Genomic DNA, 12,831 nt, shown 5'->3' with positions numbered 1-12,831 from the left:
TTTATTTTTCCTCCTCAGAATGAACATGGATATAGGATAGGGTTTCTTGGTAGAGTAGCACGGTACGACAGGCAGATTCGATAATAGGTGCTAAAGGTTCTTTCTCTTCATGAAGAAAGTCCACAAAACTATTGTAGAGGTCTGCGGAATTGGCTTGACTCTGCAAGAGGTTCAAGGTAGCCGCGATCTCTTGTATCGAAAAAACCGTCTTTAAGGTCGTAATAGCAATGAGACGGGCAACCTGCTGTCGCTTGTATTTCTTTTTATCTGGTTTTGGCAGGTAGCCATGTTTAACGTAATTATTGACCATGGAGGCTGTCAAGCCCTTGTCTGTTTCTGAGATAAAAGGCGCACACACCTTATTGACATAGAGGAGGACTTGGTCCAAATAAAGGTCAATATCAGGAATTTCTTCCCACTTGGGATAAGTGTAGTTGAATAAAATAGTTCTCACCTCTTTGTTATCTAGTTTTAATAACTAGATGATAACATGATGGTAATTTTATGTCAAGCGAAAATGAAATATGGTACAATTATTCTATGAAACTATTAATTCCAACTGCAAAAGAAATGAATCTGGATACCCCAGAAAAAACGGATCATCCTGTATCAAATGAGACACAAGCGGTCATCGATGCCTTAGCTTCATTATCTCTAGAAGAGTTAGCCTCACTTTATAAGATTTCTGAAGATCGAGCAAGTGAAGAAGAGCAACGGATCCAAGCGCTCAAGTCGGGTACAGCTAAGACCTATCCAGCTTTGAATCTCTTCGACGGCCTCATGTATCGGAATATCCGCCGTACGGACTGGACAGAAGCAGAAGCTGCTTATGTACAAGACCATCTCTTGATTACCTCAGCTCTTTATGGGGTGATTCCAGCCCTTACTCCGATTGCTCCTCATCGTTTGGACTTTCTCATGAAGCTCAAGGTCCAGGGGAAATCCTTAAAGACTTTTTGGAAGGCTAGCTATGATCAAGCCCTTCAAGATGAAGACCTCGTTATTTCTTTACTTTCCAGTGAGTTTGAAACAGTCTTTTCTAAGGAGATTCAAAATCGGATGGTGACTTTTAAATTCCTTGAAGAGAAGAATGGGCTGTTGAAGGTTCACTCAACCATTTCAAAGAAAGCGCGTGGGGCTTTTGTGACAGCTTTATTAGAGAAGCAGATTACAAAGGTCGAAGAGATGAAGCAGCTAACCTTTAGTGGCTTTGCATACCAGTCTGAGTTATCAACTGATAAACAATTAGTCTTTGTGAAATATGAGTAAATGAAAGAGAGTGGGACAGAAATCGGTAATTCGTTAGAATTCGATTTCTGTCCCACCACCTCACAGTTGAGTAGGGCTGTAAAAGCTGATGAAAACAGCGTAGTAGAGCTCACTCAACCACTGCGTCTTGCTCGACAATCCAAATACAATTGAGAGGCTAGGACTTTTGTCCCAGCCTCTTTTGTTTTTGAGAATCAAAAAACGTGTTCATAGCTAGCAACTGTAGTTAGTTGGCCATGAACACGACTGATTGAATGGTTAGAATTTAGTGGGAGCCCTTTAATTTTTTCAGAAGAGTTTGGAGTTGTTTTTGCTCTTCTTCGCTAAAGACACTCATGACTTTTTGAATATTTCGTATATGATCAGGAAGAACTTCGATAATTTTTTTACGGCCCTTTTCTGTCAAAGAAACAATGCAGGCACGACGGTCGTCTGGATCCGTTTCGCGTTTGATCCATCCATCACGCACCATATTTCGAATCACGACGGTCATATTTCCAGAGGTCGCTAAAATACTGTCAATCAGGTTCTGGATACGGAGATCCCCCTTACTGTACAAGGTTTCCAAAACGGAAAACTGAGTAGGGGTCAACTGATGATCCTTAAAGACATGAGACTCTGCTGCACGAAAAGTCCGTTCCGCTTTGTGAAAGACAATCATAGTTTTTAATTCTGTTTGGGCTTCTTCAAATAGTTTTTCTAAATTCTTCATACTATCATTTTAGCAATAAATAGTATTAGACGCTATTAAGCCTTAATATCAAATAGATTACAGGCGGGTGACAAGATAATGGAATTATCAACAGAAGAAAAAATGACTGTTAACTTTAGTGTCAAATTATTTTTTTGTCGAATAGTAAGAAGGAGTAAAGTTTCTTTGCAATCCTTAGTAAAATCTTGCTCCAAGTCTAATCTATGGTGTATAATATAGGTATTGTAGCCAGTTTCTGGTAGAATCTAAGTCTAAATTGGTTCGTCTGTTACTGGTCCCAGATAGAAAGTAGGTAAGGTATGAAAATTTCTGATCGTGTATTAAAGATGGAAGAAAGTGTCACCCTGGCAAGTGACGCCAAAGCGAAAAAATTAAAGGAAGAAGGAAAAGATATTCTCTTTCTAACCTTGGGCCAGCCTGATTTTCACACTCCTGAGAATATTCAAGATGCTGCAGTAGAAGCCATTCGGGATGGGCGGGCTTCCTTTTATACGGTTGCTTCTGGCCTGCCAGCATTAAAGGCTGCCGTCAATACCTATTTCGAACGATATTATGGATATTCAGTATCACCAAACCAAGTCACTTTTGCGACTGGAGCGAAGTTCTCGCTCTATACCTTCTTTATGGCTGTGCTCAATCCAGGTGATGAGGTCATTATCCCAACACCATACTGGGTCAGCTATGGGGACCAGGTCCTAATGGCGGAAGGGGTTCCTGTCTATGTCAAGGGGCACCAAGTCAATGATTTTAAAGTTTCCGTTGAACAATTGGAAGAAGCTCGGTCGGAAAAGACGAAGGTCTTGGTCTTGAATTCTCCATCTAACCCGACGGGTATGATTTATAGCAAGGAAGAACTCTTAGCCATTGGTAATTGGGCTGTCGAACATGACATTATTATCCTAGCGGATGATATCTATGGTCGTCTAGTCTATAACGGCAATGAGTTTGTTCCGATTTCAAGCTTATCTGAAGCCATCCGCAAACAAACGGTTGTCATTAACGGGGTTTCAAAAGCCTACGCCATGACAGGTTGGCGGGTTGGTTATGCGGTTGGTGATCCAGAAATCATTGCAGCTATGAGTAAACTGACTGGTCAAACAACTTCCAACCTGACGGCCGTATCGCAGTATGCTACGATTGAAGCGCTCACTGGTCCACAAGACTCGGTAGAAGTGATGCGTCAAGCTTTTGAGGAACGTTTGAACACCATCTATCCTCTTTTGTGCGAAGTTCCAGGTTTTGATGTCATCAAGCCACAGGGAGCTTTCTATCTCTTCCCAAATGTAAAAAAAGCCATGGAGATGAAAGGTTATACGGATGTGACAGAGTTTGCAACTGCCATCCTGGAAGAAGTGGGTGTTGCCCTTATTACAGGAGCTGGATTTGGAGCACCAGAAAATGTCCGTCTTAGCTATGCAACTGACCTGGAAACGTTGAAGGAAGCTGTTCGCCGCTTGCATCAATTTATGGAAAATTAAAATAAGAGGCTGGGACAAAAGTCCTAGGCTCTCAATTATTTTTGGATTGTTGAGCAAGACGCAGTGGTTGAGTGGGCTCTACTACGCTGATTTCATCAGCTTTTACAGCCCTACTCAACTGTGCGGAGGTGGGACGACGAAATCGAATTCTAACGAATTACCGATTTCTGTCCCACTCTCTTTTCTATGGCATTATAAGTAATCGACAGAAAGAATAGTATTCGCCTTTTTTACAGGTACTCGGGTCTTAGCCCCATTGTTTCCTTTTGGAAGGCGGAATTTTTTCACTTCTGGACTAGATGGTTTTGCTTGAGTCTTCTTGCTAACAGGTACGCGTGTTTTGGCTCCATTATTTCCTTTTGGAAGACGAAGTTTCTGAACAGGTTTTTCTGGAGTAGAAGGAGTCACCGGTTTCTCAACAACTGGGCTTGTCACTTCTTTATAGAAATAGGTTACTGTAACCAGGTTAGAAACCTGGAGTTTATGAGAGGTCAATTCTCCTTTGTCAGCTGATTGGAAGGTATAAGTTTTTCCATTGGCTTGGATCTGAGCGGGTGCTGTTGGGAGACCAGCTTCATAAGCCAAATCAAGGCTCCGCTCGACGCTGTTTTCTTGGGAAGGCGCGATTTCTTGTCCATTTTCATCCACATAACGAGCTCGTTTAATAACGTCTGGATTCAAATCGATATCGTCATAGAGATGAATGACTTCAATGACGGGTGCGGTGGCAGTCCCTTTTTCAGGAGCGCTCTTGTAGTGGAAGCCATCTTTAATATCAAGTTCAGAATATCTCACTCGATACCATGTTTTTCCATTTTCGTCTGTAACGGTTGCAGGCCCATTTCCAGAAACGTCATATTCGGTAAAAGCATGGGCTTCAACTGTTTTGTAAACGACATCTGTTGAAGATGCAATTGGAGAAAAGTCTGGTTTCAGAGTGCGACGACGATGGATGACACGAATTTCGGAGATTCGTGGATCTACTGGTGTTTCAGCGGGAGCTGGGGTTGATTCCTCAACTGTTGGGATAGCAGTTTCTTCGCTAGGAAGTGGAGCTGTTGCTTCGTTTGTAACTGTAGCAACTGAACTATCTGAAGTCGCTGAAACAGGAGCAAGCCCATCTTGTCGTTCAGTGATAGGAGCAGTGACAGGTGTTGTCTGCTCATCCGCAAATGTGGTTGTTGCGAGACTGAGGGCTAAAACAGCTGCACACAATCCCGTAGTGAGTTGAATTTTCTTTTTCATATTTTCCTCCTTATACATACTGTTAGTATAACTTGTAAGCTTTTGACTTGTCAAAAATGGTTGCTAGAAAGGCTTAAAATGACAGGATTTTCCTTTGAAAAATCAAATTATAGGATAAAATATTTTAATAGGTTCAAGAATTTGAAAAAGTTGATTGACTTTTCTTTAAAAAAGTCAGTTTTCGCTAAAAAAGACGGATTTTTAGATTGTGAGAGATAGCTATCGGCTATTATTTGTGGTAAAATGAAAGGTGATCATGTCTTCGGACAAGTACAATGAGAAAAGGAAGATCTATTATGACAAAACGGATTACCATCATCGAAGTAAAAGACTATGTCGGTCAAGAAGTGACCATCGGTGCTTGGGTTGCGAATAAATCAGGAAAAGGGAAGATCGCTTTCTTGCAATTGCGTGACGGAACGGCCTTCTTCCAAGGTGTTGCTTTCAAACCAAACTTTATCGAAAAATTCGGCGAAGAAGTAGGTCTTGAAAAATTTGACACTATCAAACGCTTGAGCCAAGAAACATCTGTCTTTGTAACGGGTGTTGTCAAAGAAGACGAGCGTTCTAAATTTGGTTATGAGCTCGATATTACAGACATCGAAGTGATCGGTGAATCTCAAGATTACCCAATCACTCCAAAAGAACACGGAACAGACTTCTTGATGGACAACCGCCACTTGTGGTTGCGTTCTCGTAAGCAAGTCGCAGTCATGCAAATCCGTAACGCTATCATCTATGCAACTTATGAGTTCTTTGATAAGAATGGTTTCATGAAATTTGATAGCCCAATTCTTTCAGGAAATGCTGCAGAAGATTCGACTGAACTTTTTGAAACAGACTACTTTGGTACTCCAGCTTACTTGAGCCAATCAGGTCAGCTTTATCTTGAAGCGGGTGCTATGGCCCTTGGTCGCGTCTTTGACTTTGGTCCAGTATTCCGTGCTGAGAAATCTAAGACTCGTCGTCACTTGACTGAGTTCTGGATGATGGACGCTGAGTACTCTTACTTGACACACGATGAATCACTTGACTTACAAGAAGCTTATGTCAAAGCCCTTCTTCAAGGTGTGTTGGACCGTGCTCCTCAAGCCTTAGAAACATTAGAGCGTGATACTGAGCTCTTAAAACGCTACATTGCAGAGCCATTCAAACGCATCACTTACGATGAAGCGATTGATCTCTTGCAAGAGCATGAAAACGATGAAGATGCGGATTACGAACATCTTGAACATGGAGATGACTTCGGTTCACCACACGAAACATGGATTTCAAACCACTTTGGTGTACCAACCTTCGTGATCAACTACCCATCAGACATCAAAGCTTTCTACATGAAACCAGTTCCTGGTAATCCAGACCGCGTACTTTGTGCGGACTTGCTCGCACCAGAAGGTTACGGAGAAATCATCGGTGGTTCAATGCGTGAGGAAGACTACGATGCCCTTGTCGCTAAGATGGAATCACTCGGTATGGATCGTACAGAATACGAATTCTACCTTGACCTTCGTAAATATGGTACAGTACCACACGGTGGATTTGGTATCGGTATCGAGCGTATGGTAACTTTCGCAGCTGGTACAAAACACATCCGTGAAGCCATTCCATTCCCACGTATGTTGCACCGTATCAAACCATAATAACTATGAGGCTGGGACAAAAGTCCTAGCCTCTCAATTGTCTTTGGATTATCGAGCAAGACGCAGTGGTTGAGTGAGCTGTAAAAGCTGATTTCATCAGCTTTTACAGCCCTACTCAACTGTGCGGAGGTGGGACGACGAAATCGAATTCTAACGAATTACCGATTTCTGTCCCACTCTCACTTTAAATGAAAGAGGTGGAGAAAATGTAGGCAACTCTAAGTAAGTCTTTTAGAAACAGTCATACTATATATTGAAAGAGAGAAAACAATGTTTAAAAGAACTTACAAAGGCAATATTCCACTCCTAGCGGGTCTGGAATTCACATCTTATTTTGGCATTACCAGTTTTTGGATTTTATTTTTTATTCAGAATGGTCTTTCCTTGCTTCAAATCGGTCTATTAGAGAGTATCTTTCATGGGACAAGTCTCTTGTGTGAGATCCCATCCGGTATGTTGGCCGATCGATTTAGCTACAAGACCAATCTCTATTTGGCTCGCTTGGCCAGCATTGGATCCTCTATCTTGATCTTGTTTGGTCAGGGGAATTTTTGGATCTATGCGCTTGCTATGATGGTCAGTGCTTGGTCTTATAATTTTGACTCGGGAACCAGCACCGCTTTCTTATACGATTCTGCGGTAGAAGCAGGGCAAAAGGACCGGTATCTTCAGATTTCTAGCTTTTTGTCTGGCGTGGCCGAAGTCACCCGAACTTTAGGTACCGTTATGGCAGGCTTCTTTGTTCACGGAGCATTGGCTTGGACCTATCTAATTGCTATTGGTCTCTCCTTGCTTTCCATTCTCTTGATTTTTCTAATGAAGGAGCCAGAGAGCAAAAGTGGTGAAAGAAATCACTTGACCTTAAAACGGATATTGGTAGTAGTGAAACAAGAATGGCAGGAGAAACCAGTCTTGTTTTACTGGATGCTCACCTATCAGTTGGTAGGGACCATCATGTGTATGTTTTATTTTTACTACCAACAGAAAATCAGTGACTTGGCCAGTTGGCAAGTTTCGCTCATCATGTTGATTGGTAGTGGATTCAATATCCTAGCGGTCTATTTAGCCAGTCAAATTGGGAAAAAATGGAATAGTAATCAAGTCTTTCCGGTTTTGGTTGCATTGACAGGGTTGGCCTTGTTTTTTGTAGGCTTCAAGACTCCATTCGCTTATCTAAGTGTCTATCTCTTGACCAATGCCCTTTACGCAGTTTATCAACCTATCTACTACAATGAGTTACAAGCTTATTTACCTTCTAGTGTACGAGCAACCATGCTGAGTATTAATTCGATGATGTTTAGTCTTTCCATGATCGTGATCTTCCCACTGACTGGTTGGTTGATCGATACTTGTGGATTTGTAGCTGTTTTTCTTGTGCTAGGCCTGATAACACTCATCTCTTTCCCTCTCTTACTGATTGGATTAGGGAGAATGGGCAAGACCTTAGGAAAGGTGACAAAGAAGGAATAAGATTTCTGACCTTCATCAGGTCATTATTCAACTCTCTCTGCTTTGCAGGGAGAGTTTTTTTATCTTTCTAAATTGTGGTAAAATAAGTACATCCTTTAGAAAGAAAAACGACTAGTATGAAAGACTTATTAAAATACTTCAGGAATTATAAAAAAGAAACCATACTGGGACCGTTTTTCAAGTTGTTAGAAGCAACTTTTGAATTACTGGTTCCACTTTTAATTGCCCATCTAGTCGATCAGCTCATCCCCAGTCAGGATCAAGGAGGGTTGCTTGGACTGGTTGTTCTCTTGTTTGTTTTTGCTGGTTTTGGGGTTCTTGTAGCGATAACGGCCCAATATTATTCGTCAAAAGCAGCGGTTGGCTATACCAAGGAATTGACTAATGACCTATATGAGAAGATTCTCAGCTTGTCTAAGGAGCAAAGAGACCGTTTAACCACCTCAAGTCTCGTGACGCGCTTAACCAGTGATACCTATCAGATTCAAACGGGGATTAATTTATTTTTACGTCTATTTCTCCGTGCGCCGATTGTCGTTTTCGGATCTATCTTTATGGCCTTCACCATTAGTCCGCAACTGACCTTATGGTTTATTGGTATGGTTGCCCTCTTGACCTTAATCATTGTCCTTATGTCTCGTCTGGTCAATCCTCTTTATGCGCGCATCAGGAAAATTACGGACCGAATGGTTACCATTACGCGTCAGCAGTTACAAGGGATGAGGGTTATCCGCGCCTTTGGGCAGGCATCTCACGAAGAAGCAGAGTTTAATGAGGTCAACCAAGACTATACGAAGTGGCAATTAGTGGTCTCTAAATGGTCTAGTTTAATTAGTCCCTTGACTTTCCTCGTCGTGAATGGAACCTTGATCTGTATTCTTTGGCAAGGGCAAGCCTCTATTCAAATGGGGACCCTCAGTCAAGGAATGTTGGTTGCTTTGGTCAATTACCTGCTTCAAATTTTGACGGAATTACTGAAGTTAGCCATGTTGGTGACATCGCTCAACCAAAGCTATATTGCTGCTGGTCGGATTGTCCAGGTCTTTGATGAGAAAAGTGAAGAGCTGGATCAAGAGTTGGATAATGTATCTGTTTCTGACCCTCAGCTGGCTCTTCAGATCCAAGACCTTGTCTTTACCTATCCTTTAGCCTCAAAACCATCCTTAGAAGGTATTGATTTATCGTTAAAGAAGGGACAAACCTTAGGAATCATAGGAGGGACAGGTGCTGGTAAATCTACTTTGGTTCAATTGTTAGGTCATCTGTATGAAGCAAGCAAAGGAAGTCTAACTATTTTTAAAGATGGAGAAAATCCAAAGACTCTTCGTCAGTGGCGTGACTGGGTAGCAGTAGTTCCTCAAAAAGCAGAGCTCTTTAAAGGGAGTATACGTTCAAACCTAACTTTAGGATTAAATGAGGAACCGAATGAAGAGCGGTTGTGGTGGGCCTTGGGAGTTGCGCAAGCAGCTGTTTTCGTCCATGAGAAAGAGGGAGGACTAGAGGCTCCCGTAGAAGCCTTTGGACGGAATTTTTCTGGTGGTCAACGGCAACGTCTGACCATCGCTCGGGCTATCCTTCGCCAAGCTCCATTTTTGGTGTTGGATGATTCTACATCTGCCTTGGACTATTTGACAGAAGCACGACTCTTACAGGCTCTAAAAGAGGAGTTGACGGAGACGAGCCTCATTCTCATTTCGCAACGGACCAATAGTCTGAGAAGTGCTGAGCAAATTCTCGTCTTAGATAAAGGTCGTCAAGTCGGCCTAGGAAATCATGAGGACTTGGTGGCAACGAATCCTTTATACCAAGAGATTCATTACTCCCAACAGAAGAGAGAGGAGTGGGCAGAATGAAACAGAAGACTTATTTACGGCGCTTGCTTGCTGATATAGCCAAACAGCCCATTTGGCTAATCTTATCCAGTCTGGGAACCATCTTGCAAGTCTTGTTAACCGTCTATATCCCTATCCTGATCGGGCGGGCAATAGACTTAGTGGTGCTCCCTGATGCAGCTCACCTCTTACTCCCACTTATCCTGCAAATGAGTCTAGTGATTCTCTTTGCAACGCTAATTCAATGGTTGAATCCTTTAATTTACAATCAGATGATTTATCGCTACAGTAAGGATTTAAGGGAGAAGGTCATCCAGAAAGTGCATGTCCTACCTTTATCTTACCTGGATCGTCAAGGTACTGGGGATTTGGTCAGTCGCTTGACCACGGACGTTGAACAACTGAACAATGGTTTATTCATGGTCTTCAGTCAGTTCTTTGTTGGTCTTCTTACGATTTTAGTGACCATAGCTAGTATGGCCCGATTGGATTGGATGATGATGGGGATGGTCTTGATCTTGACACCCTTATCACTCTTTATCGCCCGTTTTATTGCCAAGCGTTCTTACCATCTCTTCAGGATGCAGACCCAGGCGCGTGGGGCTCAGACGCAAATGATTGAAGAATCTCTTAGTCAAGAAAGCTTGCTTCAAGCCTTCAATGCTCAGGGTGCATTTCATAGGAAGTTTATCGAGATCAATGGCGACTATGCTGCTTACTCTCAAGAAGCGATTTTTTACTCCTCCACCGTTAATCCTGCGACGCGCTTTGTCAATGCCCTAATCTATGCCCTCGTGACGGGATTTGGTGCCTTCCGTATCCTATCTGGAACTGGCTTTACTGTTGGTCAGTTGGTGACTTTTCTCAACTATGTCAATCAGTATACCAAACCCTTCAATGACATTTCCTCTGTCCTTGCTGAACTGCAGAGCGCCTTAGCTTGTGCAGAGCGCCTCTATAGTATCCTAGACCAAGAGGAAGTGAAAGAAAGTGGTAAGAGAGACTTGCAAGAAGAGACTGTCAAAGGAGCAGTCCAATTCGATCATGTCAGCTTTGGTTATCGCCCTGATCAGACCCTCATAAAGGATCTCTCCATTTCCATCCCGCCGGCTAGTAAGGTAGCCATTGTTGGTCCAACTGGAGCTGGGAAATCTACATTGATTAACCTTCTCATGCGATTCTATGATGTGGATCAAGGTCGCCTACTCTTAGACCAAGTACCTGTAAGTGACTATAGTCTTGCTAGCTACCGCAAGCAGTTTGGAATGGTGCTCCAAGAGACTTGGCTCAAAGTTGGAACGGTTCATGAGAATATCGCCTTTGGTCGACCAGATGCTAGTCGGGAAGAAGTGGTCCAAGCAGCAAAAGCTGCCAATGCTGATTTCTTTATCCAACAGCTTCCAGATGGTTATGATACCTATCTAGCAGATGCTGGAGAGTCCCTCTCTCAAGGGCAGAGACAGCTTCTGACCATTGCTCGGGTCTTTCTTGCAGTACCTAAGATTCTGATCCTAGATGAGGCGACCTCTTCCATTGATACACGGACAGAGTTGCTCATTCAGGATGCCTTTAATAAGCTGATGGTGGGGCGGACCAGTTTTGTGATCGCCCATCGCCTGTCAACGATTGAAAATGCAGACCTGATTCTTGTCATGGTAGATGGAAATATCGTCGAACATGGGGATCATTCGGAGTTGATGGCACAAAAAGGTGTTTATTACAAAATGCAAACTGCCCAACTTTAGAATCAGTAAGACACAAAAAGACTGGATGTTTTTTCCAGTCTTTTTGTTTATTCGTGATGATCTTTTAAAAGATAGAGAAGAGAGAAGGCTAGGAGAGCCATAGCAATACCTAATACAGTAAAGATAAAAGAGTTACTGTCGGAGATGAGACCGATGGTATTGAGGGCGAAAGGTGTAATGGCCGCTCCGAAGCTACATCCCAAGACGGCTACTGAGGTCACCTGGTTTAATCGTCTAGCAGGAATCTTGGCTGACAAGATTTGGAAAACCATGGTAAGAGCAGTACTGTATGTATAGCCTGAGAAGAGGGCGGAAAGAGCCAGAAGAGAGATACTTGGTGAAAGGGCTACAGCCATCATTGAGATTCCGTAAGCAATCCCGGCATAAGTGATCAATTTGCTCTTGAACAAATGAACAAGACCAAAGAAGGTGATACCAGCTAGAATGCCAATCAATTGCATAGCGCTTAGAATGAAGCTGGCTGAATTATGCTGATCCTTGAAGGTGTAGGCGACAATACTAGGAATGCGAAGAGTTACTCCGACGTTGCATAGAACGATCATAGCGGCTACAATGGCTAAAATAATAGTCAACTTCCATTCTTCTTTTTGGAGTGGTTCTTTATGATTGGCATGGATATATTGACTTTCTTCTTGCTGGTGATAAGGAACGAAGGTCATGAAGAGAAAGAGAACGATTAAACCTGCCCCGTAGGCTAGGAAGCTAGAAGTCCAGCCGAATTGGAGGAGGAAGCCAACCAATAAAGTGACCAGGGCTGTCCCTACGACTTCGGCAGAACCACGAAAACCAAGAGTTTGGATTCGTTCTCGTCCCTGGTAGCGTTCGCTGATAATTGAAATAGCCTTAGCATTGATCAATCCGACTCCCATCCCGAAGATGAAACGAGAGATGAAGAGGATAGGATAGGTTTGGTTAAAGAAAGGGACCATTCCAAAGATTGAGAGGATTAATAGACCGGTGATAATCATCTTTCTCTCATCTAAGAAGCGTTCGATAAAGGTGTTGAGGAAGAGGGTGACCATAATCCCAGCGGATGGAAGGGATACTAAGAGTTCGATTTGACTTTTTGGGAGATCCTTATAGTATTCGAACATATAGGGAAGAGCACTAGAAATCGAAAAAGACGTCGTTAATACAAGAGATAAAGAAAGGATACTAACCTTTTCTAATAATTTTTTCATAATCATCCTTTAATCACATATTTAGTCAAAAGACACTCTACTATGGTATAGTTTTTTGCTTCATTTAGCAAGTTATTTAAATGAAATTTCTTAATAATTTTCATCTTTGGAGGAAGAAAAAAACTAGAGGTTTATTCCAGTTTCAAATTGAAGACAAAGTGATTTTAAAAACTTTCCTTAGGTGAGTACGGACGTCAGCGAACTTCTATGAAGTTCCATGACTTAGTTTTGAGCCTAA

Annotated in this window: 10 protein-coding genes; 6 read left to right on the top strand and 4 right to left on the bottom strand. The window is 42.4% G+C overall.

Annotated features, from left to right (window positions below; genetic code table 11):
* Window position 1 precedes the first annotated feature (1 nt).
* A complete protein-coding gene (locus EL081_RS05885) occupies window positions 2-454 on the bottom strand; it encodes a DUF1836 domain-containing protein (protein ID WP_126404342.1) in 453 nt (150 codons plus the stop codon).
* An 86-nt stretch (window positions 455-540) separates the two neighbouring features.
* Here EL081_RS05885 and yaaA point away from each other — a divergent pair, with 86 nt between their 5' ends.
* Window positions 541-1,269 (top strand): peroxide stress protein YaaA, encoded by a 729-nt coding sequence (yaaA, locus tag EL081_RS05880; RefSeq protein ID WP_126404340.1) that lies wholly within the window; start codon window positions 541-543, stop codon window positions 1,267-1,269.
* Between the two features lie 265 nt (window positions 1,270-1,534).
* Here yaaA and EL081_RS05875 read toward each other — a convergent pair whose 3' ends face one another.
* Window positions 1,535-1,981 (bottom strand): MarR family winged helix-turn-helix transcriptional regulator, encoded by a 447-nt coding sequence (locus EL081_RS05875; RefSeq protein ID WP_126404338.1) that lies wholly within the window; start codon window positions 1,979-1,981, stop codon window positions 1,535-1,537.
* Window positions 1,982-2,280: 299 nt separating this feature from the next.
* On the opposite strand from EL081_RS05875, the gene EL081_RS05870 reads away from it, so the two are divergent.
* The gene (locus EL081_RS05870) at window positions 2,281-3,459 is read left to right on the top strand and encodes a pyridoxal phosphate-dependent aminotransferase (protein ID WP_126404337.1); all 1,179 of its coding nucleotides are present in this window, start codon (window positions 2,281-2,283) and stop codon (window positions 3,457-3,459) included.
* Between the two features lie 192 nt (window positions 3,460-3,651).
* On the opposite strand, the gene EL081_RS05860 is transcribed toward EL081_RS05870, so the two are convergent.
* On the bottom strand, window positions 3,652-4,704 hold the full coding sequence (locus EL081_RS05860) for a MucBP domain-containing protein (RefSeq protein WP_126404335.1): 1,053 nt from the start codon (window positions 4,702-4,704) through the stop codon (window positions 3,652-3,654).
* A 296-nt stretch (window positions 4,705-5,000) separates the two neighbouring features.
* Between EL081_RS05860 and asnS the strand changes: the two genes are divergently transcribed.
* The 4 genes from asnS (at window position 5,001) to EL081_RS05835 (ending at window position 11,391) form a co-directional block, all read left to right on the top strand.
* Window positions 5,001-6,344, top strand: a complete 1,344-nt coding sequence (asnS, locus tag EL081_RS05855) for an asparagine--tRNA ligase (RefSeq protein WP_126404333.1) — start codon at window positions 5,001-5,003, stop codon at window positions 6,342-6,344.
* A 270-nt stretch (window positions 6,345-6,614) separates the two neighbouring features.
* Complete coding sequence (locus EL081_RS05845) at window positions 6,615-7,814, top strand: MFS transporter (protein WP_126404331.1); 1,200 nt, start codon at window positions 6,615-6,617, stop codon at window positions 7,812-7,814.
* A gap of 116 nt (window positions 7,815-7,930) precedes the next feature.
* Window positions 7,931-9,667: an ABC transporter ATP-binding protein gene (locus tag EL081_RS05840; protein ID WP_126404330.1), complete on the top strand. Its 1,737-nt coding sequence runs from the start codon at window positions 7,931-7,933 to the stop codon at window positions 9,665-9,667.
* Window positions 9,664-11,391, top strand: coding sequence for an ABC transporter ATP-binding protein (locus EL081_RS05835; RefSeq protein WP_126404329.1), 1,728 nt, complete (start codon window positions 9,664-9,666; stop codon window positions 11,389-11,391). The genes EL081_RS05840 and EL081_RS05835 overlap by 4 nt, the downstream gene beginning before the upstream one ends.
* A 47-nt stretch (window positions 11,392-11,438) precedes the next feature.
* Here EL081_RS05835 and EL081_RS05830 read toward each other — a convergent pair whose 3' ends face one another.
* The gene (locus EL081_RS05830; RefSeq protein WP_185946454.1) at window positions 11,439-12,593 is read right to left on the bottom strand and encodes an MFS transporter; all 1,155 of its coding nucleotides are present in this window, start codon (window positions 12,591-12,593) and stop codon (window positions 11,439-11,441) included.
* Window positions 12,594-12,831 lie beyond the last annotated feature (238 nt).

The organism is Streptococcus viridans (genome assembly GCF_900636365.1).
Classification (GTDB): domain Bacteria; phylum Bacillota; class Bacilli; order Lactobacillales; family Streptococcaceae; genus Streptococcus; species Streptococcus viridans_A.
Note: the sequence above shows the minus strand (reverse complement) of the source record. Positions and strands in the feature narration are given on the sequence as shown.

What these genes read in the sequence shown, in the direction of transcription:
- EL081_RS05860 (WP_126404335.1), bottom strand. Translation starts at nt 4,704, where the DNA reads ATGAAAAAGAAAATTCAACTCACTACGGGATTGTGTGCAGCTGTTTTA.
- EL081_RS05835 (WP_126404329.1), top strand. Translation starts at nt 9,664, where the DNA reads ATGAAACAGAAGACTTATTTACGGCGCTTGCTTGCTGATATAGCCAAA.
- EL081_RS05875 (WP_126404338.1), bottom strand. Translation starts at nt 1,981, where the DNA reads ATGAAGAATTTAGAAAAACTATTTGAAGAAGCCCAAACAGAATTAAAA.
- EL081_RS05870 (WP_126404337.1), top strand. Translation starts at nt 2,281, where the DNA reads ATGAAAATTTCTGATCGTGTATTAAAGATGGAAGAAAGTGTCACCCTG.
- asnS (WP_126404333.1), top strand. Translation starts at nt 5,001, where the DNA reads ATGACAAAACGGATTACCATCATCGAAGTAAAAGACTATGTCGGTCAA.
- EL081_RS05840 (WP_126404330.1), top strand. Translation starts at nt 7,931, where the DNA reads ATGAAAGACTTATTAAAATACTTCAGGAATTATAAAAAAGAAACCATA.
- EL081_RS05845 (WP_126404331.1), top strand. Translation starts at nt 6,615, where the DNA reads ATGTTTAAAAGAACTTACAAAGGCAATATTCCACTCCTAGCGGGTCTG.
- yaaA (WP_126404340.1), top strand. Translation starts at nt 541, where the DNA reads ATGAAACTATTAATTCCAACTGCAAAAGAAATGAATCTGGATACCCCA.
- EL081_RS05830 (WP_185946454.1), bottom strand. Translation starts at nt 12,593, where the DNA reads ATGAAAAAATTATTAGAAAAGGTTAGTATCCTTTCTTTATCTCTTGTA.